Source organism: Thermoanaerobaculia bacterium (assembly GCA_035593605.1).
GTDB lineage: Bacteria > Acidobacteriota > Thermoanaerobaculia > UBA2201 > DAOSWS01 > DAOSWS01.
On sequence record DAOSWS010000002.1, the window covers coordinates 184291 to 208627 of the forward strand.

At 52.1% G+C, this 24337-nt stretch carries 19 protein-coding genes; 5 read left to right on the forward strand and 14 right to left on the reverse strand.

The features are described 5' to 3' along the window. Positions 1-66: 66 nt before the first annotated feature. Entirely contained in the window at positions 67-1293 is a 1227-nt protein-coding gene (locus tag PLD04_01760; protein HXK67042.1) for a hypothetical protein, read from the reverse strand. 104 nt (positions 1294-1397) lie between these two features. After that, entirely contained in the window at positions 1398-1952 is a 555-nt protein-coding gene (locus PLD04_01765; protein HXK67043.1) for a hypothetical protein, read from the reverse strand. Positions 1953-2106: 154 nt separating this feature from the next. On the opposite strand from PLD04_01765, the gene PLD04_01770 reads away from it, so the two are divergent. Together PLD04_01770 and PLD04_01775 are read left to right on the forward strand one after the other, a co-directional pair. Beyond that, a complete protein-coding gene (locus PLD04_01770) occupies positions 2107-3873 on the forward strand; it encodes a right-handed parallel beta-helix repeat-containing protein (GenBank protein HXK67044.1) in 1767 nt (588 codons plus the stop codon). Between the two features lie 37 nt (positions 3874-3910). Beyond that, positions 3911-5578 carry a hypothetical protein gene (locus PLD04_01775; protein ID HXK67045.1) on the forward strand — a complete coding sequence of 556 codons (1668 nt, stop codon included), beginning with the start codon at positions 3911-3913 and terminating at the stop codon, positions 5576-5578. A 24-nt stretch (positions 5579-5602) separates the two neighbouring features. Here the strand turns inward: PLD04_01775 and PLD04_01780 are convergent, their stop codons facing one another. Beyond that, positions 5603-6802: an FAD-dependent oxidoreductase gene (locus tag PLD04_01780; GenBank protein ID HXK67046.1), complete on the reverse strand. Its 1200-nt coding sequence runs from the start codon at positions 6800-6802 to the stop codon at positions 5603-5605. Between the two features lie 36 nt (positions 6803-6838). Continuing rightward, positions 6839-7459 carry a BON domain-containing protein gene (locus tag PLD04_01785; GenBank protein ID HXK67047.1) on the reverse strand — a complete coding sequence of 207 codons (621 nt, stop codon included), beginning with the start codon at positions 7457-7459 and terminating at the stop codon, positions 6839-6841. Positions 7460-7854: 395 nt separating this feature from the next. Here PLD04_01785 and PLD04_01790 point away from each other — a divergent pair, with 395 nt between their 5' ends. From PLD04_01790 to PLD04_01800, 3 genes are all read left to right on the forward strand, one after another. Beyond that, positions 7855-8577 (forward strand): sigma-70 family RNA polymerase sigma factor, encoded by a 723-nt coding sequence (locus tag PLD04_01790; GenBank protein HXK67048.1) that lies wholly within the window; start codon positions 7855-7857, stop codon positions 8575-8577. 141 nt (positions 8578-8718) lie between these two features. Further along, complete coding sequence (locus PLD04_01795; protein HXK67049.1) at positions 8719-9018, forward strand: hypothetical protein; 300 nt, start codon at positions 8719-8721, stop codon at positions 9016-9018. Positions 9019-9105: 87 nt separating this feature from the next. Beyond that, positions 9106-9564, forward strand: a complete 459-nt coding sequence (locus tag PLD04_01800; protein ID HXK67050.1) for a universal stress protein — start codon at positions 9106-9108, stop codon at positions 9562-9564. Positions 9565-9617: 53 nt separating this feature from the next. Here PLD04_01800 and PLD04_01805 read toward each other — a convergent pair whose 3' ends face one another. The 10 genes from PLD04_01805 to PLD04_01850 all read right to left on the reverse strand — a co-directional run bounded on the left by PLD04_01805 (position 9618) and on the right by PLD04_01850 (position 24251). Then, positions 9618-15647, reverse strand: a complete 6030-nt coding sequence (locus tag PLD04_01805) for a proprotein convertase P-domain-containing protein (GenBank protein ID HXK67051.1) — start codon at positions 15645-15647, stop codon at positions 9618-9620. A gap of 238 nt (positions 15648-15885) precedes the next feature. Continuing rightward, positions 15886-16563: a DUF4956 domain-containing protein gene (locus PLD04_01810; protein ID HXK67052.1), complete on the reverse strand. Its 678-nt coding sequence runs from the start codon at positions 16561-16563 to the stop codon at positions 15886-15888. Between the two features lie 14 nt (positions 16564-16577). Further along, positions 16578-17357, reverse strand: a complete 780-nt coding sequence (locus tag PLD04_01815) for a polyphosphate polymerase domain-containing protein (protein HXK67053.1) — start codon at positions 17355-17357, stop codon at positions 16578-16580. Continuing rightward, on the reverse strand, positions 17354-19486 hold the full coding sequence (locus PLD04_01820; protein ID HXK67054.1) for a CotH kinase family protein: 2133 nt from the start codon (positions 19484-19486) through the stop codon (positions 17354-17356). The genes PLD04_01815 and PLD04_01820 overlap by 4 nt, the downstream gene beginning before the upstream one ends. Positions 19487-19599: 113 nt before the next feature. Beyond that, positions 19600-19944, reverse strand: a complete 345-nt coding sequence (locus tag PLD04_01825; protein HXK67055.1) for a 4a-hydroxytetrahydrobiopterin dehydratase — start codon at positions 19942-19944, stop codon at positions 19600-19602. A 196-nt stretch (positions 19945-20140) separates the two neighbouring features. Then, on the reverse strand, positions 20141-20755 hold the full coding sequence (locus PLD04_01830) for a hypothetical protein (GenBank protein ID HXK67056.1): 615 nt from the start codon (positions 20753-20755) through the stop codon (positions 20141-20143). Positions 20756-20943: 188 nt separating this feature from the next. Next, complete coding sequence (locus tag PLD04_01835; GenBank protein HXK67057.1) at positions 20944-22347, reverse strand: hypothetical protein; 1404 nt, start codon at positions 22345-22347, stop codon at positions 20944-20946. A gap of 273 nt (positions 22348-22620) precedes the next feature. Beyond that, the gene (locus PLD04_01840) at positions 22621-23025 is read right to left on the reverse strand and encodes a cation transporter (GenBank protein HXK67058.1); all 405 of its coding nucleotides are present in this window, start codon (positions 23023-23025) and stop codon (positions 22621-22623) included. A 33-nt stretch (positions 23026-23058) separates the two neighbouring features. Further along, on the reverse strand, positions 23059-23460 hold the full coding sequence (locus tag PLD04_01845) for a heavy-metal-associated domain-containing protein (GenBank protein ID HXK67059.1): 402 nt from the start codon (positions 23458-23460) through the stop codon (positions 23059-23061). Further along, complete coding sequence (locus PLD04_01850; protein HXK67060.1) at positions 23457-24251, reverse strand: 4Fe-4S binding protein; 795 nt, start codon at positions 24249-24251, stop codon at positions 23457-23459. Before PLD04_01850 ends, PLD04_01845 begins: the two co-directional genes overlap by 4 nt. Positions 24252-24337 lie beyond the last annotated feature (86 nt).

The following is a 24337-nucleotide window of genomic DNA, read 5'->3' on the forward strand; positions in this document are numbered from 1 at the left end:
CCTTTGTGCCTCGTTGGTCTGGTATGTGGAAACATGGGGGGAAGATCTAATGAATCCAGGTTCCTTTTAATTTTTTTCGAATTTCGTAACCTCAAAGGGGATCAGATCCCAGGGTTCAACGAGGAGGAATTTCTTTCTTCCCAGTTTGTAGACAATTTTGTTGATTGTCAGCATATGGGGTCCGGGTTCCAGCATGCTTACGTCAATTTCTGTAATCCACCCTGTCTGATGGGTCAGGGGGTGTTCAGTCCGGTACCATTGGGACGGATGGAGAGGCAGATCATCGATATCGATCTGAAAAAGATCCGGAGGGATAAGATGTTTTACATCCTTTGTGATTTCAAAGGTTTTTCGAGCTTCTGTGTTGTGCTTAAGGATTCCGAGGTTGTAGTTGTCATTCTTGTAGAAACTTAAAAAGAGGTTCAGGGTCGAACCCTCCACCTGGAACTCATCGATCGCAGCCCGTTGAATGCGGACCGTAGGGTTTCGCTGATTTTCATAATGGTTCGGGTCCAGTGTCACGATGGGTAAGGTGTTGTTTATGGAAACGGGCTTGTCGTTTGCAAAGGAAAACGAGCGGATTTCCGGCATGGCAATCAGGAGGATGATGGCGAAATAGGAAAGGAAAAGCATACCTGCTTTTCGGATTCCGATGTTGGTAATATAGATAACCAGCGTGATCTGAAAGATGGAAGATTCGATCCATCGTTTCACTTTGCTGTCCTTCCACTTCGTTTCCAGAAGAATACCCACGGTCGATCCAACGAACACGACAAGTCCGACATAAACCAGTGTGGCAACTCTCATCCCGGCGCGGTCCAACCCGAGAAAGGCAAAGAGGATGACGGGAATCTCTACGATGAACACTCCGATGAACAACACCACAGATGTAAAGATAAATGAAAAGAGAAGGCTGCAAACCTTCTCCAGCTGGATCACGTAGGTATCCAGGCTTGGAAACTCCATGCCTGCATTGGAAGGGTTCAGGTTTTCCCTTTTTACTCCATGCGGGTAGACAAAACTTAAGCCAACAAAGGCGGTCCAGACTCCCCGTAGAATCAGGTGGATTACCAGGGTGATCTTCAATCCTGTAATTAAGAAAGTTGCTACGATAAAGACCAATCTGGAGGCTGCATCAAAGACTCCATGCTCCTGGATGAGCATCCCGAAAAAATTGTAGACGTAACCGGAGAGAAGAAAGACAAAGGTGAGAGTGATACCGGAAATCAGAATTTCCGGTTCCCAGCTCTTGTTTTGAGCTTCGATCAACCAGTCGGGCGTATTTTTCTCCATCCCGAAGCCTCCCTGAATGCCAGATCGTTCAACAGACCATTATACAGGAAGGCGAGGTCGGTTCCTTAATAAAGAGGCTGGATTATTCTCTGAAAGGCCGGAGCTCAGGTCCAGAGCCAGACAAAGATACCCGCGGTTGTCAGGGCATAGATCAGACCGTCAAAGGTGGATTTCATCGTTGTACAGACCGGGCGGTGGTACCAGATCGTATTCTGCCACAGGGCAAGAGCATATCCGATGAAGGCCGTAGCTCCGGAGAAACGAAATACCGCCCGCCATGTGGGGTCGGGACCCACGGCCCGGCTGGTGATATAGGCGGCGAAGAGGCTGACGACCCCGCAGTAGAGAAACCACAGGAATAGACTTTTTGCCATCGAGATTCCTGAAGGAAGTACAGTCATGAAGGCAAGGGGGCCCTCCTCGACTTTCTTCAGATAAGCTGGATCTTTCATAGCCGAGGGGGAACCGGCGTGGGGCATCACGTAGTCTCCTGGCGGAATAGAAAAGGGGCGCAAAGCTGCCATGGTTTCGTCTTCTGAAGGCAGTTTTATAAAATCAGATCGGTGGTAGGGAAGGAGCATGTGGATAATGGAGCTCACGAAAAAGACCGCGATAGCCGACAGGATGATGGGTAGCCAAAAATAGAGAATAGGACTCATAATATCTCCTGGTTTTCCAAGCATACCACATATGGAAGGAAGAGAGAACTTTTCCGTAAGGAAAGTGGATAAGTCAGAAAACCATTGATTTTGGAGTCCTTTTGGAAATTGCAACATTGTTGCTCTACCCGGGGTGGGATATACTTTCACTGGAGTGACGAATATTTCCGGTGAATATTGCCCTGGTGTATGGCCTGGATTTCGACGATCGTTTCGTGCCGTTCGAAGCTTTCTGTTCCTGTATGTCTTGCTCCTGTTTTCGATACCCGTAAGGGCGGATCGGATCTATGTCGATCCAACTGGAGCAGGGGACACAATCACGATTCAGGCTGCCGTGGATAGAGCTTATCCGGGAGATACCATTCTTATTCATTCCGGTGTCTACATGGAGTCCGTTGAACTCCATCGATCGGGAACCGAAACTGCCCCCATCATTCTCCAGCCGTTCGGAGACGGGGAGGTAATTGTGGATGGAAATAATGGGACTAAGGAAGCCTGTATTCTGGCCCGTGGAGTCAGCCACGTCACGTTGAAGGAACTTACCTTGCGGAATGCCTCCATTGCGGGATTTTACGGAGAGGCACCAGCGGAGGATCTCATACTTGAAAAGATGACGATTGAAAATATCGTGCACAACCAGCGGGCCGTCGGATACGGAATTTACTTCTATGCCCTTCCCGATTCAATCTCTTTCTGCCAGATCAAGAACTGTGAAATTCGGTACACTTCGAGTCACGGTATCTTCCTGTACGGCAGAAATCACTCCATCACCATAAAGGAAAACCACGTTTCCTACAGTGGATTTCAGGAGGGAGCCTGGGGACATGCCGTAAAGACAGTGGTGTGGAATGAAAATGGAGCGGAAAACGGACCGGAACATATAACCATAGAAAATAACCAGCTGGAATATGCATGGACACAGGGCATCATGACCTGGAATGCCAGGGATGTGATCATTCGTGGTAATCATATTCACCATTGTGGCGCTACCGGAATTCAGATTGAAGACGGAACCATAAATTTTATAGTGGAAGATAATCTATCCGAATGGAATCAGCAGAGGTATAACACCGAGACCGGGATCTGGATTGATGATGCGATTAATGGCGTCGTACGGAACAATATCGTGCGGCATAACCAGGTCGGAATCAAGGTAAGTAAAAGTGACCACGTGATACTCCGCAATAATCTTCTTTACGACTGCAGACGTGAAAACCCGGAGTTTGGAGATAATGGAGGGATCTATTTGCTGGCTTATGACGGGATCGATAATCGTGACATTATATTGATCCACAACACCCTCTCGAGAATAGGAACACCAGGGTACTGGAATGCCGGCCTGGCTCTTGTCGAGTATGGAACTGCAAGGATCACGGGTACGGTTTTCAAAAACAACATTATGACCGATACCTATGAGGGATTCGAATATGTCATCGATGGAAATACTCCTGAATCCGATTCCAACGATCTGTTTAATCCTGCCGGGATCCATATCATCTGGAATGGATTTGAGCTGACATGGGAAGAGTACCGTGCCCTTACAGAACAGGACGGCGCCTCCATCGTGATGGATCCTCTCTTTCATAGGCCGGACTCAGATGATTTTCGGCTGTCCGCTTCCAGTCCCTGCATCGATGCCGGGGGCAGCCTGACGGAAACGCGCTCTGACGGTATCGGGACGATTCTGCCGGTCCTGGATGTCCGCCCCTTTACGGATGGGTTCGGAATTGGGGAGGGGGATACCATTTCCATCGGCGGGAGAGTGGTTGTCAGAATCATGGATATTGACTATCTTGACTCCACGCTGACTCTGGATCGGGAAATTACATGGGTTTCCGGGGAAAAAATCTCCTTTCCCTATTTGGGATCGGCACCGGATATGGGCGCCATGGAATCCAGGCGTCACCCACGGCCCTTTTAATGCAGAACCAGGATATCTGGGGTTGTCTTCTTTTCCCATGAAACGCTATTATGGTTTCCATATGGATGGAATGCGAGTTGCAGGTTTCATGGGACTCCTGGTTCTTTTCCTGATCATTATGGACCCGGTTCAAGCGGATGAAATCGTCCTCCAGGGGGTCCACAACGGCACCTTTGAAGAGGGGGTCGATTCTTCGGGTGATCGACCGAATTGGTGGTGGGTGGGAGATGAAGAGACACCACCCGATGGTGAAGGATCATGGGCGGTTGTAGTCGATGAGAACATCGGATCAAATGTTCTGGAGCTTACTCCTCTTGACCTCGCACTTTCCTATTCTCTTTCTCAGTTTCCTGATCTTCCGCAGTCCATCGGGCCCGGTTCCACGCTGACATTCAGCCTGGATGTCGATTCCCGAAATCTGAATGGAAGTGTCCTGGCCCTGATGGCAGTCTGGAATCCACTTGCACCCGTTGACCCGGACCTCGGTGTGCCCCTGGCGGGGAAGGTCCTCCTTCAGCCCGCAGGGAGTGGATGGGAACATCTGGAAGGTTCCCTGACACTTTCCATGAAGGGATATCCCTGGATCTATCTTGGTGTTACCGGAAGCACGGGATCCGCACGCTTTGACAATGTCTCCCTCACGACAAGTCTGCCGCTGCCCTCCTGCGGAAATGGGGACAATATCCATCTTCCTCCGGAAGGTATCCCTCCTTTCCCGTTGGGAATTGTTAACGAGAGTCCGAAAAACCTTTCGGAGTATGCCAGGGGATCTCTGGTGCGGGAGGCCTCCTCCATGGCGGACATGGTCAATCTCTTCATCCATATCCGGTGGAATGATCTGACCGGTCGGCCGCTGCTTGACGGTCATGAGGCGTCGCTTCGGCAGGCTCAAGAACTGCGCCGTCTATCCATACCCCGAATGGTGACCTTTGATTTCACGCATGGAAATCTCGAAGGTCTGGGAAATATCAACCCCAGGCCCGACGGTATGCCCGTGGAGCGACTGGATGATCCAGGTGTCACGGATGCCTACCTGGATGAGCTGTATGCCCTGGTGGAGGCAATCCGGCCCGAAATCGTCTCTGTGGGAATTGAGGTGGATTTCTTTTACGGTCTCCATCCGGATCAATGGGATACCTATCGTTCGATGGTGTGCCAGGCCCACTCAGCACTTCATGCTCTCTACCACGGAATCCACGTGACGACCTACATGACGCTTCCATCCCTGGTACATATGGACGCAAGCCTGAACCCGGTCTTTTCGTCTGCTCTTTCCTCTCTGCAGCCCTGCATTGACTCGGTGGGCTATTCCACCTATCCCGCCTTTGACGGGAGGCACCTTGACGATTACCCGGACGGTTACTTCTCGGCACCGGGAAATATCGTCCCCGGCCTTCCCCTGATCGTTCCCGAGTGCGGTTACAGGGGAGACGAGGCCTATCCTGAGGAAGAGCAGGAATCTTTCCTTCAGCGAATGATTTCCGAACTTGAATCGAGGGGAGCCGGGGCCCTTTTTGTCTACTCCCTGTACGACCAGCCCTATTTCGGGGTCGATCCATGGTTCAAAGAAGCCTTTTCCACAGTGGGTCTCAGGGAGATGGACGGTTCCCCGAAGAGAGCCTACCTTCTCATGAAAAAGATCCATGCCCGGCGTCCCCACGCCAGACCCTTCTCCGGCCCGCCCGAACCGTGTGAAAGGCACTGAAGGGTTTCATTGGCGGTCTTTTGTTTAGGTGGATAGGGTTCCTGGAAGCTGATCAGGATGTACCGTTTTATGGGAGCAGATCATCTTTCGAGCAGCGTCCACTTTTCCCCATACATCCATAAGCAATACACCACGCAGCCTTTCCTCGTCGACGTAATAGAGAACACCTTTCTCGTGAGGTGTAGTCCAGTCTTCAATTACGCTGAGGGTGGAATCACATTGCCCGACGGCTTCATATCCAATATGAAAGAGGTCTGAGTAGAAAAAGGGAAGATGGTCATAGGCACGGACCTCTCCAGCCATGGCTCTGCCTGCGTGCTGGCCTCCCTGTAAGGCGTTGTCCTCGTGTTCCACTCTTATGAGACCTTCGAATCCTGTGCATGGGAATTTAGCCACATCACCCGCGGTGAAGATCGAGGGGTGGCCCGCTCGAAGCGCACTGTCTGCGATGATCCCATCGTCTGTCATGAGACCGGCTCGTTCCGCGAGGTCTACATTGGGAGATAAGCCGGCGCCAATAACCACGAGGTCTGTTTCCAGGGTCTTTTCTTTGGAATTACCTGCTGTTTCAATCGTCAGCTTTACGGTTGAGCCGGCTGGTTCCAGGGCTTTTACGCGGGTCCTGGCTTGAATATCGACACCTTTCTTACGAAAAAGATCGTTCAGGTAATGGGAAGTCTGCTCCGGCATAATCTTTGCTCCGATTCCAGATTCCGGAAAAAACATCTGGAGGGTGGAGACTCGATCCACAAGCGCCGCGGCCATTTCAGAGCCGATGAACCCTCCTCCCACAATGGTAAGATGCTCTATTTCAGGGAGAAAAGATTTAATGGTTCGATAGTCATCTAACGTGCGAAAGTGAATAATCCGTTTATCGTACGGACCGAGGGTGATGGGTTTGCCGCCCGTCGCCAGGAGCAGTTTCCCGTACGTGTATTCATTGCCTGCAGAGTCCACGACTTTATGATCCGCCGGAATAAGCTGCCTAATGTCAGTTTCCGTATGAATGGCAACCCCCTCACTCCGGGAAGCCTCCCGCCATATTTTATCTTCCTTTTTCCACTCCCAGATTGACTTGGAAAGGGGAGGTCGATCATAGGGAGGATGAGGTTCGCGGGTGAACAGGGCAATCTCTCTATCGGAATCAATCTCGCGAATTCCTGAAACTGCGGCATCCGCTGTCATACCTCCGCCGACAATAATATAGGGGAAGTGTTTTGTCATACTCCCTCCTTTCATGAATTTCATGCTCTAATAGGGTCAGGGTGACGATACGTCAATGAGATCGATGACTCTTTGTACACCCGTAACACTTTCCGCCGTTTTCAGCATCGTTTCTTTTGTGGCCTGAGAATCGACGGTTCCCTCAAGGGTGACGGTGCCTTCCGCCGACCCCACGTTAACGGAAAAAGCGTTGGTGTCCGTTTCCTTTATCAATGCGATCTTTATGCGGGATACGATCATGGCATCGGAAACTTCGTTTTCAATTTCCCGGGTAGCTTTCGTCACCTTTGCCTGGGCTTCCGGTTCCTCCACGGAGAGATCGTTCTGGACTTTGTGGATTTCTTCAATGCTCTGCGTTATGGTCTCCGCCAGTTCGATAGATGCCCTGTCGGTGACGGTTCCTGTCAGATGAGCCGTGGTGCCTTCGAGGTCGACGTGTACATGAAGTCCCTTGCCATGGAGTGTCTCAAGAAGAGCCAATTTTGCCTTCAGAATCACTCTCTCGCGGTCAATGTCCTCGATGACATTGTGGAACTTATTTGCATCTTTCAGCTCGGTGGAAGGTTTCTTCAGAGACTCATCTTTTCCGGCGCATCCGGAAAAAGCCAGAGACAATATAAAGGGAAAGATAATGAAAATGGATTTGGTCATCTTCATGGGAACCTCCAGTGTTGTGACAATCAATGCTTTTACCGTATAACATATTAGATCAATAAATAATTCCTTCTCCATAAGAAATCTAGTATTGTAAATATAAACAATGTATTAAATATGATGATATTTATTAATAGTAAATACTCATCAAATCGTAATGTTATGAAGATCTGGCATGGTATTGATATATAATTATTAGATAAATATTATTTAATAAATGGAATAAAATTAAAATGCGATTTGTTATCACTAATATATATGGTGTGATGTAAGGAAAATATATTCATAATTATCAGGGTCTTTCCTGATGCTGCATTCTATCGGTGTAGTGGCATGAGTACCAACACCGAAATGAATCTCCTGGGTGAACTCAGCAGTTCTGGTTCTACTTCATGGGCATGAAGATGCTCTTCAAGAGAAGACCCCCTCAAACAGGAGGTGTTATGTACAAAAAATGGGATCATCAATCATCAATGAACGAAAAATCTTCCGGGAAGGCCGGAACACTTAAAATCCAGATGGAAAAGGGGCAGCTACCTTTCTGGCATGCCCTGTTCGGTCGCAGTATCCAGCTTACGAGGAACCACCATGATGCCCAGGATTTAATTCAGGAAACCTACTCTCGCGCGTACAGGTATCGCGACTACTTTAGAAATGGAACCAACCTTCGCGCCTGGTTGTATCGCATTCTTCACAACACCTTCATTAACATTTACCATCGTCGCAAAGGGGATAAATCCGCAGTCCACCTTCAAAACTTCGAAGATATGGCTTCCTATCTGCATAATTCCCAACAGATAGAAGACAATTCTACTGGTGGTAAGGCAGGAGACGAAGTCAACGATATACTCTTGTCCATGGATGAAGATGTGCAGAAATCCCTGGGGAAATTGCCGGAGAAATACAGGATTGTTTTGCTCTTATCCGATATCTTTGACTTTTCCTACAAAGAAATATCCCGGTTTATGGAGATTCCCCTGGGAACTATAATGTCCCGGATTTATCGAGCTAGGAAAATGTTGGAAAAGGACTTAATGGCCTATGCATGTGCTAGGGGATACTTTCGGAGCCACAATCCTCGACGAATCCGGGACCATGAATTGATGGAGTCATTTCAGTGATGCCCCATGCCTTTCAACGGGGGTTGCATTCCCCTTTTATGAAGGTATCCCCCTTAGTTAGTTAGCATGGGGAAGCTGCTGTAGCAACGAAATCAAAAAACGTCCGGCATCTCAAAATGTCGGGCACGAAAGGAGAACGATATGAACAAAAAAGAAAACTATGAAAGAATGGCCAAAGCTCACATGGATCTTATGAAATCCAGGCTGCATACTATGAAAGCCCGGATGCGCCTGATGAAGGAGAAGGCCAGAATTGGAGTTCAGAACGATCTTGACGTCGCTCAAGAAAAATTTGATCAACTCCAGGCTAAGGTTGAATCTTATCGGGAGGCAGGTGAAGGAGCTCTGGAGGGTATCCATAAAAGCTTTGAGGAGGGTTTTCATGTGCTGCAGGAAAAGGTGGAAAGTCTCTACGAGCAGATCATGGAAGATAATTCCTAGAGTCGTTAGCGTGAACTTTTCCCAGATCATACCCGAAAAGTCGATCGAATTCGTTTCACCAGCTATAGTTTAGAGAAGGAGGAACAGATGTTACCCATCCAGACGATTCTCTGGCCGACGGATTTCAGCAGTAGCTCCCTGGGGGCGCTTGAGTATGCTGGAGACATCGCAAAGAGCTTTCAATCCAGATTGGTGCTTGTGCATGTGATTCCCATGCTTCCCATGGTTACCGTTCCATCGGGGATCACAAGTTTTGACGTAGTGGAATTTAAGGACACGCTCATGGTTTCCCGCAAGGAGCAGTTGGAGGGGATCTGTAAAGATAAGGTTCCGAATGGGGTTACTGCTGAGTGTGTCGTGGATTACGGTTATGAAGTGGAGGGAATCCTCAAAGCGGCGGAGAAGGTGGACGCAGATCTTATCATCATGTCAACCCATGGAGTCACCGGTTTTCGTCGGTGGGTTTCCGGATCGGTTACAGAGAAAATCCTTCGGGCTTCTACGTGCCCGGTTCTGGCAATCCCCATTCCCTCACCATCTGAGTAGGAAACAGTTATACGACTGTTCCTCCAGGTATCCCTATTCCGACATTAGCTCCTCTACGGCAGGGGGCAGGTGGGCCAGGTTCCTATGCCCATGCGCTCCTCATTGTCAGAGTTCTGACCGCAGCTGGACTCGCCTGAGGCATTGCTTGCACTCACGGTTACCCAGTGATCTGGAGGAATGATCACATCCAGGATCACCGTGTCCCCGTTGTCGGTCCAGGAAGTGATCGTGCAGACACTGGCTCCGGAGTCGTCCGGAGAGTACCAGTCGTTGATCGCGTCAATATAGACGTTGTAGGCTGTGGCTCCGGCGACCTTTTCCACTTCCACGGCGTTTCCGCCTTTTGAAATCACCTGGAGGGGGAATGATGATCCTACTCTGGATGGTTCCATCACGCCACATGATGCGGCGGCCTTGGCGGAACAATCTGTTGTGGTGGCTGTCCTGACTTCGATTCTCCATGCAGAAACGTATCCGTTTTTTCCGTTCTTTCCGTCGGCGATCTCCAGGGTGTAATCCCCATCCCCCTGATACAGGGTGGTAATATCTACAGTCATCAGATTGCCCTCTGAGATCGGCGTAAGAGCAAGAGTGGAGGAATCGGGGAACCGAAGCTGGGCAAAGCCGTCCTTATTGATATCCCCGATTCTGTCGTGGACAATGGTGAAATAGAGTTCCACAAGCGTTGCAGAAGACTCGGTGGGTGAGACCGTATCGGTGTAATAGGCTGTCAGGTTATTGTCGGGAATATCTCCCGCGGGAGTCCCCACCAGGGTGCCGTTGTAGACTGAAGTTCCTCCCGCGACAACTACGCCAAGTTGATGAAGTACCTCACTTACCGTGACGCTCCCTGCAGCCTCATTGGGACCGGCGCTTGAACCCCCGTCGTGGACCTTGTTGAGAAAACCAAATTCGATGTCAGAGGGACAGGGCCCCATCCAGTCTGCAGGAATGACTAAATCTGCTTCGATAAGTCCACTCGTCTCTCCTACGCTTAATACTCCATCACTGTTTCCATCGGGGATCGATACGGGGTTTATGCAAAAATCATCCTGGAAAACGCCGTTGTTCGCGGAAATCGTCAGGTAGGCGGGCAGAATGGCTTCCGCCGTTCCGGTTACGTTATCAACCTGGAAGGATAGATGCCACTTCTCTCCCGGGTTCATGGCGCCCGTGTCCGCATCTCCCTCCACCTGGGTGAACGTGACCGATCCTGATGTGTACATGATCCGTGGAGCGCAGGGCCCGGCCGCGTCGGAAAAGGATTGGGAAGCGGAGTCAATCGTGCAGGAGCCCTTTATGGCCTGAATGACATAAGTGTGCGGCAGGGAATCGCCGGGATTGTAAGTGGATCCTGAAGTAAACCCGCTGACTTCCAGTCCTCCGTCGACGTAAAGATCGTGACGGTCCGGCGAGTTGGGAGCAGCGGTGAAGTTGATGGTTATCCCGGTCTGGAGACATACATCGTTATCCACGATGGACAGGATGACGGGAGTTCCGGGGCCGTCGTCCGTGTCCTGTCCCGCCTGCGCCGGCGATTCGGTATAGCAGGATGCAGCTCCATTTATGGCACGGATCGTGTAACTGTGGCTGGCCGAGTCTCCCGGGTTGTAAATCCCTCCGGAGAGAAAGCCGCTTACAGCTAATGAACCGTTGTCGTACAGATCGTGCCGGATGGCAGGGGTCCCGGCGGTATAGGTGATGGTTATGCCGGACTGGGCGCAGGCGTCTCCATCCTGGATATCCGTGATGGCCGGTGCGCTCGGATAGGTGCACGTTCCTTCGCAGATGTTCATATTGCAGGTGGAGGGACGGGTCCCGGATACGGTGACATTGTCCACCTGCCATTGCCAGCCGTAGTACCCAACATACCGGAATCGAATCCGGGCGTTGGTTTCCCCCGCGTACGTCAGAAGGGAGAGAGTCGCGTGGGCCATGTCGGCCGTTGTTGCAGAGTAGGTGACCAGGGTGGTCCAGGATGTCTGATCCGATGAGTAGTCTACGTACCCAAAATCCTGGGTGTCCCAATCTTGATAGTAGTGGTCAAACTGCAGGCTTACGGTTGTGGCGTCCCACGGAATGTCAAAGGCGGGCGTGATCAGGTACTCGTTCTGGGTCTCGGTGGGGGAGTAGTAGACACGGGCAACCGCACCGTAAGCTCCGCCCTTCGCGTAGTTATGCCAGTCGTTGTTGTCCCAGACCGCCGGTGTCTGGCTGCCGTGGTCTTCAATCGTCCATCCGGCCGGCGGGTTGTTTCCGTAGGGCCCCCAGACTCCCTCGAAATTCTCAGAGAGAAGAGAGAATCCTCCGGGGATCGTCTGACCGATGCCTTGAGAGAATGTGTCGGTCCAGGTTCCTTCGTTCGTGTTGATTTCTACCTGGAAGTCCACCACGTCTCCGCAGGAAAGCGAGTCGGGCAGTTGGACTATGAAGTGGGGGGACTGGGATACGCCCGTGGTGTCCGTGGGAAGGTTATTGTAGGCCGCCGTGTCATCCACCATCGTGACTCCTGGCGTCAGGGGCGTGATCGTGGCACTGACTCCGGTAATGGGATCCGTGCCGTCACTGTAGATCGTCATGCTGAACTGAACCTGCTCCCCGGCATCCCAGATCGTGTCATCATCCCCGGGTCCGCCGGCGGAACAGGAGTCCAGGACCAGGGTGTGGGCGGAATAGGATGCGTGGGGACCGCAGGACTGGGCGGGATAACTCAACGTGAGGCTCCAGCTCTCGATACTTCCCGTATCGCCCCCGGCATCGTCGTAGACCCGAAGCTGCCAGTTTCCCTGGGCGATCTTTCCGTCCAGAATGGATAGGAGCCCTTCCGGCCGGAAGATCCCTGTAAAGGGAGCGGTACCCGAGGTGATCGGGGTGGCGGCTTCGTCGTCAAAGGTGGTATTGGTGTAGTTGTCACTGGAGCCGCCGTTGTCCGTGGAGAGTTCAACTTCTGTCCCGTCGGGACCGCGAAGGTAAATGTCCAGGTCGCTGTCGTAGGTGTGGGTGATCGTCAGGGTTACGTTGACATCCATGACGACCTTGTTGTCAGGGACGGCGATCGTGGAGAAGACGCTCGCGTTGTCCACAATGGTGACCGGCGTGTCCGTGGCCGTGTAGGTGGGCTGAACATTAACGCCCGTAGTGAAGGTGTAGTAGCTTCCGGTATTGTCTTCATAGGTGGTGTTCCCCGCCGCATCCGTCGACTCCACCCAGTAATAATAAAGGGTACACTCGCTCAGACCGCTGACATCAACGGTGTGGCCGGTTACGAGCAGGGTGTCGGTGGTCGTGGTCCAGGAAGGAGGAAACTCGGCGACATAGACAACGCTCGAAGAGATCTCATCTGTATCCCAGGTGATCGTGGCAGTGGTTCCCATGACGTTTGTTGCCTGGACATTGGAAATGACGGGACCGATACAATCTGCGGAAGAGGTGGCGTCCACGTTGACATCCGGTATGCCGCAATAGGACGCGTCCACATAGCGCACCGTGATGGTGTCACCATCGGCGATTCCCACGGCTCCATCCCCGCCCCCCGTGGAAGTCGATGTGAGAACGGTTCCCTGAAACTGTCCCGAGTTGGCGGGGGATTCCGAAAGAGTCACTGTTTCGGCGGGGCTGCCCGAGTTACCCTCGGAATCGGACCAGACGGTCACATCGTAGCTTCCCGTACCCGAAATATCGCTATCCAGCAAATGAATTGAAATCGTATCACTGCAATTATAGGTCGAACGGTCCAGGCTGACGGCACCGGCACAGGGTTGCGGCGTTACAGCTTCACAGTTGCTCATGCCACTGGTGCAGGAATCGGATGCCGAAGCGGCCTGAAGCCGGTAAAAGTAAGTAAGGCCGTTAACCACCGTCGTGTCGGTATAGGATGTGGCAGGTGCGTTGATTGTGGCGATTCGAGTAAACCCCGCGTCGCAGTCCGTCTCATTTCGATAGAGGAAATATCGGGTTGCATTGGCCACGGATGCCCATGTCAAAACGGCAGAATTGCTCCCCGCCGCACTGGAAAGGGTCGGTGGATTCGGTGAAAAGGAAGGGCAGGTTGTCTGGTTCTGGTTCGCCAGGTCCGATGCGTTGCCGCAGGCAATGTTGTGGCGGTCTAAAGAAGCGAAGATGGCTTCCGCGTGGGGGGTACCGTTCCCTACACCATCCCCGTCGTCGTCGATCGCCCGCATCAGGGTGTACAGGGTTACACCTCCGCACCCGTCGGAATCGGGGGGGCTGCAGTTGTACATGTCTCCCAGCTGGGGATGGCTGACGTAAAAGAGACGGTCTTCCAATTGCCAGGCAGAGGTTACATCTATGCCGGAGAGGTTGGGAAGATCAGTATGGACAAATTCCCAGAGGGCCTGGGTGGAAATCCCGGACTCGCAGTGGTCTTCCAGCCCGCAGGGGCCAAAGTACGAGCCTCCCGAGCAGTTCCAGAACGTACCGTGGTTGGCGGCAGTCCAGGGTGTGTTGTTTGCATGCTTAGTGTAATCTCCATCGCGAATTCCCGAACAGTCGAGGCAGGCATCTCCGTATCCACCGCAGTTCCCCGATGTGAATGCACCTCGACCGCAACAGGAATCGTGGGTCTGGAGGGTTGCGGTCCAGTCGGCACGCGTCTCGAGAGGAGGGCTGTCCATGCCCGCTCCATCATTGTCGTCCCAGCTGTGCCCCCATTCATGGAGGGAAACCCCGGGAAGTTCACCCAGGTTCCAGCAATCATTTGCCGGATCGGACTGGTAAAAATTGAGTGTGCCGCCCCCGGAAGTGGCATTGCACCAGGAGGCCTGGTTGACGTTGACGTTCATATGGCTGGTCGTGAGCCAGGTGTTTGTGGGATGGTAGCTTCGAGCTTTTATGTTGACCATCGTCAGATGGTAGTACTGCGTTCGGGCGGACATCGTGTTCCCGGCTTCTCCAGGATTGGGGGACGGCGTTTCACAGTCGGTTTCGGCACCGCTCCCCTGATAATCGGCATCCCCCGTCGTGGTCGTCAGATCGGTGGAACCACAGCTGTCGTTGACCCACGTGTACTTTCCCTGCGAAAAGCTCACGGTGGCATTGTCGCCGGGGAATAGCCCGCCTGCACTGGCGTATTCGTCGGGAGAAGGAAGGTTGGTCAAAACAAAGGGCATGGGGCGGTCGGCAGCGTTGTTGTGGCCGTCGCCCGGATAGACGACACCATGGACTTTTCCATAGCGGTTTACATCGACAAAATGGAGAATTTCTCCTGTGTGGGCGTCAATGAGGGCTTCCCAGGTCCCAACCTGGCCCTCCCGTGTGAATTGCAGCCGGTACGCCAGAGTATATGAAAGTCCTGTTCCGATCGCACCATTGAAGGCGTCGGGATCCTTGCCCCTGGGTGTTATGGGAAGAATCATTAGGGTTCCGGGATCGATAACATGGTCATATTTTGAGGGTAACTCGCCCAGGTAGCTGTAAAGGACATCCCATGCGTTCTTAAGGGACACCTGGGGAATCGTGGAAAGATTGATGTCCGCAACCTTGTCCATGGCAACCTGGATCAGATTTCCACCGTTGAGACGAAAGTCAATATACGCACCCTGAACCGGAATCCCCTTGTAATAGACAAAGTACCGGAGAAAGTAGATGGAACTGCCAACGGGGCCGGATCCATCCCTGGAGGGCATCAGGTCAAACGCTCCAGCCTTAAATACATCCGGGTACGATGCAAGAAATGCACGTCCCATAGCGTCAACTTTCTCCAGGGGAATACAGGAAACATCCTGGCAGCCCGGCATGAATTCCTGAAAGCTGAAATCATTGGCCGGACCAGGAATCCAGGGAATCGCCCCGCCCTCGATGAGGGAGGGGCGCCCGGTCCGTTCATCCACAAAGGCGTACCAGGAAGGTCCAAGATCGGTCATCATCGATCGATAACTCGTCCCATTGTTCAGGCGGTCCTCGATGGATGAAAATCGTGAGATCGTCCGAACCACCCTCATTTCGGGTTGAGAATAGACCGCCTGGTCCAGGGGCTGGTTGGAATTTTTCGGCGTAAAGCCAAAGAGCCCCACGGAAGAAACCACCAGAAAGAGAAATGAGATTACGCTTCGTTTTATTCGCATGTTATGCCTCCACCAGATCATTGAAAAGTTCTCCTTACTGCATGATAAGGATGTGATTTGAAATTCATGTTGTATGGAGAAAGTTACTGGGACCAGGGAAAAAAGAAACGATTTCAGTCGTGTGGCAGAAAAAAACCCTCCGAATCACGGATAAAGTATAACAGGGAAAGAAAAGGAATCAAAATGTATGCCAGAATAACGCCTTTTGTTGCGTCAATTGACAGCACGGCAAGGTTGCTTATGGGGTCTCATCCTCCTCGCTGGAAATGAGGGTAACCCGTTCGACACCCTCAAGGGTGGACAGCTCACTGACCAGGGCTTTATTGGATTCCTTCCTGCGAAGTTTTACCTGGAAGGTCAGTTCAAGGATGTTCCCAAGCTGAAACGATCGGACATGGAGTAGAGAGTGAGATGCAAGGTAGGAGTCGAAGGTCGACTGATAGACCGGGTGTTCCGAATCATCCGGCTGAGCCCGTATCTTGAGAAGAAAATCACGCCCTCCGTTTTGTCCGAGTCCGGTGCGGAAAATAATCAGAATCAGAAGGCCAATCGTCAGTGTCCCGATCAGAGCCAGGTGTGTGCTGCTGACCCCGCAGGCAATTCCCGCGGCCAGGGCAAAGAAGACAAATGCCGTGTCACGGTTATCTTTCACGACCGTGCGGAATCGGATGATGGAAAGGGCGCCCACGAGACTGAAGGCACGCGCGATGGAGTCTCCGATCGCCATCATGACCATCGCCGTAACCATCGCCAGGATGATTAACGTGTGAGTCAATGAGATCGAGGGGAGGCCGTTCTTTACGGTTGCCCTGTAGATAAAAGCGACAAAGATGCCCAGCAGAGCTGCGGCCGCAATGTTGAGGATAATGTGGTATGCGCTCACGTCGGTTACGAGGGAGAATAGGGAATCAAACATTACAGGTGTCTCCTTCAGGCAGTGGATCGAATGGCGTCCGGACGATCCATGTCGCAAAGGTCAATTCCCGAACAATACTTGGAAACGGATCGTCGGAACAGGCCGCATTCCCCCAGGACCGTTTTCAGCCATCCAGGGACTAGACCGCAGAATTTGCATTCCAGGACCGAAAAGCCGGGGAAGAGGGGGTTCATAGAGGATTCGCTGAAGATATCCCGGGTCGCCGACACAAACCGTGTCCGGATGTTCCTGTCAAAGGTGATTCGGACGTTGGAATCTTCCCTTGCGAAATAGGCTTCCCTCTCGTAGGTGACGAGAAGGGTCGGACGAAGATTGAGGCGCTGAACAAGAAATCGGATTTTATCCAGAGTCCGGTGGTTACGGTAGGTCCACGTGCCGTTGGATTCGGAAACGGCACAAAGCAGGAGATCAGGAATAGTTAGCCGCTCTCGGGGTAAGAGGATCCGCTCCTTAATGATGCGCTGGTTCACCCTGTGTTTGATTTCCATGATCAGGGGAACGATTTCTCCTGGATGGTTATAGGTGCGAAGACGGATCTTTTTCCGGACCCTCAATCCATCGATCTTCTGCCAGTAAAAGAGACGGCCCGGGGAGTCGAAATAGATACTGCGCACAGTGTACATGCCATCGGGTCGTACGGCACTGTACGGGTCCGCTTCCACGTGAGGCGCCAGGCGGTGTCTCAGCTCCCCGATTCGATTCTCCTCCAGGGGAAATTTGAACTCGATCCGGTTCTGGCAAACGTCTGGGTTCTGATTGATACCCATGGTCATGGACCCTCGAAGGGGCGGTTGTGGCTTCTGCCCGCTCCATTGGATGTTCCGGGAGTCGGATGGTCAAAGAAAACCCAGTTCGGTCCGCCGTCGACGCTTCGCCCGTAGGAAATGTCGGAAGACTGAGGGCCGAAGGTGATCAGGTCGATCAGTGTTGTGCCGTCGGTGTCAAAAAGTCCCACAGATTCCCCATCGGCGGAGAGCTTGAAACTGGTGTGGGTCGGGCCCTGCTCCTCGTCGTTGTCCGCCCAGAAAAGGATGAATCCTCCGGCTTCCACGACGACGCCCGTAGGAACCTGCCACGCGGTCGGATCTGTGGGGTCGTCGGTGAGGTACATTCCCCCAAGATCGATGTCCAATACGCCAGGGTTGTAAATCTCAAACCAGTCCGGGTATCCTCCGTTGCCGTCCGGATCCGTGATGGTCGAATCGTTGTCTGCCATGACTTCGTTGATAAAAACGATGGCTGAATAGGTCCCCACAGTATAAGAATAAACCGATTCGGGGGCTTCCTCGGGATCCCGGGACTGGTTTCCGTTTTCATCGATGACCAGGATGTAATACTCAATGGTTGTTCCCTCCGGCTGCCCGGGGATCGCAGTCTGGAACTGGTTCCCTCCCGAAGAAAACATCGTGAGACACACAAAGTCTCCTGTCAACGTCCGGTAAAGAAGGCAAGGGCCTGCAAGCGTGCTGCTAGCTGTGACCTGTGTGGTAATCGTTACGGCCTGGCCCGGCTGGGGCGGATCCGGTGTGTGGGCCGTATGGGAGATGGTCGGCAGGTTCCCACCGCACGCCGGGGAGGTGGAAGTCAAATAGGAAGAAAGAAAGGAAGCCCTGGCCTGGACAAAGTGAAGTAGTCCGTAAATCGTGTCCCGGCCATCCACGACATCCTGCGCGAGATTCTGCTCGAAGGCGGCATTGGAGTACATCTTGTTTCCATCCGCGTACACATCCGGCCGGATTAAATCCGCCAGCTCATGAATACGGACCTCGAAAAGGTCGGCGGAAAAACCCTGGTTCAGAAAGGACTGAAGATCGCAGAGGTACTGGTTTTGTAATCCGGGATTGGCCCAGAGATTTTCCATCAGAGGGCGCTCCTGGGCCACGGTCTGCCCGGGAGGGCCGATCGGGGAGGGGAGCCAGAACGGGTCCATCTCGAGGGGATCCTCACCTGGGGTCACGGACATCAGGAATCGGCCGAAGGCTTCGTTGGTGTCCCAGTGAAGGTGGACAAAACGGCCTGTGTCATCACGATCGTAAAGGAAGTAATTGTGTGCGGATCCATTGTAGGCATCCAGGTTGACAAAGAGATTATTCAGAGCCAGTGAAATCAGGGCCATCCGGGTGTTGAAGATCGGATCGAGCCGAAAGGGAAGGTCCCCGGGATCCGCATGGTTCAGGACATCGATAAATTCAATCAGTCCGCTATAATCGTCCGCTTCCTCGTTAGTCTTCAGCTGGTAGTGATCATGGTAGGGATCGGGGTCCCATCCTTCCCAGGTCAGGTCGGAACCAAAATCGCTCTGGGGGGCGTCCAGGTCATCGCTGGCTGCGGCCTTGAAGAGGTTTCCGTCTTCACTTTCCCCGAACCGGCTCTGCGCAAAGGTCTTGTCCACCTGCTCCACGGCCGTGTACAGCCCCCAGTAAATGTCGTTGATATAGACACGAACATGGACTGCCCGGATGGCGGGCATGAAACTTGAAGTGAAATCGAGGAAGAGCTTTTCCCGAAGGAGGGTGGGATCCTTGAATCCGTTGTTCAGGTTCAGCTTCTTAAGTCCGAAAAAGGCCAGTTCATCGTTGTCTTCGTCGTACTCGTCGAAATCGATCTTGATCGATTTCTTTACCCCCGGAATTCCGAACGAAGAGTTTCCCTTGAACCTTACGCCTACGGGATCGAGCGTGACACCATCACACGAGAGCCGGGCGGGAAAGTAAGGGTCCTCGGGATCATTGGCATGGCTGGCATAGAGAACCTGGTACCAATCGGGGTTGTCAAAGGTGATCCGGATTTCATGGACAAAGCTGTCGTCAAAAAAGGCGGACGCCTCGTCCTGGACCTGCACCGGGTTCCCCAGTACGGAAAGTGCGGATAAAAAAAAGAACGGGGTGAGCATCCATTTCATCACATCCCTCCACGATCAGGGTGGCTATTACACCCGTTAAGACGGAGGAACCGGGGATCAGGATGACATGGAGATCAGGTGCCGGACAGGAACAGGCGTTGTGGGATCGTTTCCTAGCGTGACAAGTAGACCTCGTCCGTCCTTGCAGCCATGATGAAGTCGTTTCTGTGGAGGCCCCGGATCTTGTGTGTCCACCATGTGACAGTCACCTTTCCCCACTCGGTCAGAAGTGCCGGGTGGTGGCCTTCCTGTTCCGCGATGTCGCCGACACGGTTGGTAAAGGCCAGGGCTTCTGCAAAATCCGGGAATGTGAAGGTCCGCTGTAATCGGGGAATATCTTCCTCCGAAACGACGGTCCATTCAGGAATCAGGGGCAGGAGGCGATCCATTTCCTCCCGGGTTGCGACCGGAGCATCGGCCCGGCACGCTTCGCACGATTCTTTGCTCAATGTGGTCATTTTGAAGGTCCTCCCTTTTATCTGATCTCTCTTCGATGAGAGGAGCCCAGAAGGCATCCTATCTATATCCCAAGAATGCATCAAAAAATTTCATTGGTTTTAATGATCGTCAGGATTTGCTCCGCATGGGACCTGAGAATTATATAAATAGTTTCTTGATTTCTTGATCTCTCAATTCATTCCTGTCGATCATGTCTTATCGGGTAAATTCCAGACGAACCAGATTACCGGTGCGGGTGTTCACTTCCGCGTCGAGGTGAGTTACGATCCCATCCCCGGCGCCGGACCATCTCCACGTCTCGGTCTCCATCTCCGGAGTGAGAGAACGACCCACCCGGAGACCCTTTCCCAGCTCCTCCTCGATCTCCTGGAAAGTGCAGGATGAGACGGAAAAAGCACAGAGTTCTCTGGCAGCCATAAGCCCGGGGAGCTTGATTCTGGGACCGGAAACCTCCGGGCCTGCGTTGATGGAAAAATAGATCAGTCCTCCCGTGTCACCAAACTGGCAGGTCCCGTAAATCATGATGGGATCGCCCAGGGCAATACCCGGCGGAAGATTGGGAAATCCCATAAATCCCCACTGATCACCCGCAGAGGGCCGCATGACACCTTCCCCGGGTCCAGACCAGCGCTTGTTCAGGCCGTAAAGATCATCCCGTGTCATCCCGATCTGCACGGCATCCACCTGGGGCGGCAGGGCCGGAATGACCAGCTCTGTTTGAGTATCCCTTTCACATCCCGAGATAAGTAAAATTCCGAGTAGAACGAAGGTTGCTCGAACTGTAATAAAAAATTGGTTCAATGAATTCATGCAGTTCGATTGTATCAAAGGAGGAAGAGGAACGATATTGAAACTTTCGATTCGGAACACGGCTTCAGGATGGCCGGATACGGGAGCCTGCCTGCAAAATGGTGAGATCAAGTTTGAGTTATTGAGCTCCCAGCCGAGGAAGATCAAAAAGAAATCCGTTGGTCGTTTATGTCAAAAATATCAAGAGATCAATTCGCCGGTAGCAAGACAATATGTCTGGCTCCCCCCACCATAGCTCGCTCCAGGTTGATTATGAGACTTTGATACTCAAACTTTGATTTCACTTTGATGGACACGTTATTGGTAACATCTCCAGGGGATGGGAATTGTTTTTCACGTTCCTGCCTCCTTAGGAGTAATAAATCTCCCTCCATGCAAGAACCTGACTTTGTTACAAAGATCCTGATTGATCCCCCTTGAACAGACGACGGTTCAAAATTCTGAAGATCCGAATGATCTGTAATCTCCACCAGGGGAACATGTTTTGGCATATCCACAAAGGCAACAGGCAATGCAGCTAGAGTCACTCGGGTAGCACCCCGTGATGCCAGAAAGTCAAAGGTTTCCAGTATTCTGATGTAGGAGAGTGTAGCATCCGCTTTCAGGATGACCCAGGACGGGAACGGATCTATATTCATTCTTTCCTCCCATCCAATCTCTTGAATAACCGGGATTTCTTCAGGGTGATAATACTTTATGACCTTTCCCGATGCAATGATCTCGATGATCAGGTCAGGCTCGTTCTCTACAGGATTCGATTGTCTCAAATCGATTGTGATGCCTCTGTATGTAAAGAAACCTGTGACGGGTGGAAGACATAAAGTACAACGTTTGTTCCCCCATGTTCGACTGACTTCCATTGTGGGCATATAATTTCCTTCTGGACCCAAAGTCAGCCAGTACTTGCGTAGTATTTTTAAGCCCATATCATCCGTTGGTTTCCCGTACTTGAGTAATTTTTCCCATGTTTCATTGGTACTAATGTCGCGCAATACATTTTCATGTAGGACAGGACGAAGAAGAACATTAGGAAATGTAAGTGGGGTCAGTATACCCAACAGGACTACTGGAGTCAGATATATGGCCAGAACGGCCAGGGAGAATCGCGTCTTGCGCTTTAGCAGAGAGAAGCTTGATAAAAATACTATAATCAAAGTAAGAAGAACGATCCATATAAGACGATCGAATGGTTCTGTAACCTTTCCCTGAAAACAGTGGAGATTCTTAAACACTGTTGAATGTTTCCACCCGACACCACCTAGGATCGTCCAGATTGTGATCAGCCTGTAGACAAAGATATAAATGAAAATGGAAATCAAAAGAAGACCAAGAATATTGGCGCGTTCTAGATTTCTCGATGTAATAAGAGTCTCTTCTTCCCCTTGCTTACGTGGCCATGCGTAGACGAGAAATGCCATGCTACAACATAGAGCAGGAAACAAACTCAATACCCAGAGAAGAAAAGATGTATTAAGAACCAATCCGACTGTTTCAGGGGAAAAATCGTACCCTTGGGTAGAATATAGCAAACCAATTTCTTGAAGATAATGAAAAAGCGCCAATGACGCAATCCAAAACCAAGCGGCAACCATTATCAACGCATGCCTGAATGGCTTAAGTTGTTTAGGGAAAAGGGATCTTTCGCGTATTCGCACACTGTATGATAGCACCGTACATTGTGATACCCTCATGGAGGTGCATGATTCGCCACTCTTTTATGTTCACTTAATCATATTACGGGGTGGTGGAAGAAGAAAAAATTACGACTTGAAAATCAATCACACCCGGTAATTGCTGCTACCGGGTGTGATTGATTGTGATTCTATTGCGGCTCCCTTACCCGGAAACCGCCATGATGGGTGAACTTACTTCTTTGCTTCTTCGTGGTGCTCCTTGGCTTTGTCTGTGGCGCACTTGTCCTTGCTGGGGCACTTTCCGCAATCGTGCTTCGCGGCGTTGGCGTCGGCCGGTTGAACCTTTTCGAGCTTCGTCTGCGGGTCAATCTTTGTCAGCGCCTGCGTCAGAGCTTCGGGATTGGTCTTGGCCGGTTCGAAGGTGACGAGGAACTGGCTGTTTTCTGCATCTGCCTTTGCGGAAACCACGCCTTCGATCGTTGCAAGGGACTGGGTAAGCTTCTTGACCACGGCTTCGTCCTTCAGGTTCTGAACCTGGAAAACGGCGGTTTCAGGTGCCTTGGCGTCACCGGCGGGAAGGATTCCCACGAGAGCGATCAGAATGAAAAGAAAGAAAGCTACAGACTTTGAAGACATGTGCAACCTCCAGAAAATATTGTTCGACAGCATTTATTTTGCGGCGTATTGTACACCATCTGCTTCTACAATGCGATAGACACCAAAGAGAAACTCTCCGGTTGATGCGTTGTACACGGGCCCCTCGATGGCGTTGATGATGTCATTTACAGTGCAGATGTTGGAGTCGAAGACAATCTCGGCACGGTTCCGTGAAGCAAAGGCGGTAAAGGATACAACTCCGGGGACACCCTCAAGTTGTCCCGCCGCCCGCTCCGCCGTATCCACGCATTTCAGCCCATCGATAACGAGAATCGTGGTCGCGAGGGACGCGCCGGCCGGTGGGGAAGCGTAGTTTTTCACCACACTGGGCATCACCAGGAGACGGGCGCCTCCGATCCCGATCCCGGCACAGAGGATGATCAGAAAGGGCAGTACCCAGGTCGGAACCCTCATGGTTTTTTACCGTTCGTAAAGAGTTCCAGGGCTCCGGGGGAGGGGCAGGCATCGGTACATTCCAGACATAGCGTGCACTCTCCGGAACGCACTTCAGGGACTGTCGCGATGGTGAGGGACTGGGGACAGGCTTCATCACAGGCTCCGCACCCGGTACATGCGTTTTCGGAGCGACGCAGGCGGAGGAAGCCGATCTTTGAGACGGGCCACAGCGCCGTACCCAGAGGACAGAGAAAACGGCACCATGCCATGGGCATAATCACGCCGATTCCCAGGAGTGCTCCCAGGATGATGTAGCTCCACATCCGCACATCGTGCCCGTGAACGGAGAAGAGGATGTAATAAGGATCGTACCCGCGAAAAACCAGCTCTCCCGTTGTCCATGTGGCGGCCAGGACTGCTGCAATCACGATCGTCCGAAGGACAACCTGAAACACGCGACGAGTTTTCTCTGGTATCTTCCAGAGGCCGTCGAATGAAGGATAACGGAGCCAGCGCTTTCCCATCTTTCCCGTCCACTCCGAAAGAGCGCCTACCGGGCAGACCCACCCGCAGAAGGCCTTTCGGGCCAGAAGGGTCAGAAGGATCAGAGAAAGAAAAAGCGCGAGGTTCAGTTCTCCTGCCGCGCAGGTGAAGCGCTGACGGGTAAAGAGAGCATAGGCCGTTTCCAGGCCGCCGAAGGGACAGTACTTTTCGACGGAAGTCAGGGAATGACCCAGGGAGAAGCGGATCCCGGTAACCGCCGCTGCGATCACAATTCCGAGCTGAAATAGAACCCGAATCCGCTTCATCGCCAGGACTCCGGAACCGTGATCGAGGCACCCTCCAACTTCTCAGCATGAGAAAAACAATGATCGTTAAACAAAACGGCCTATTG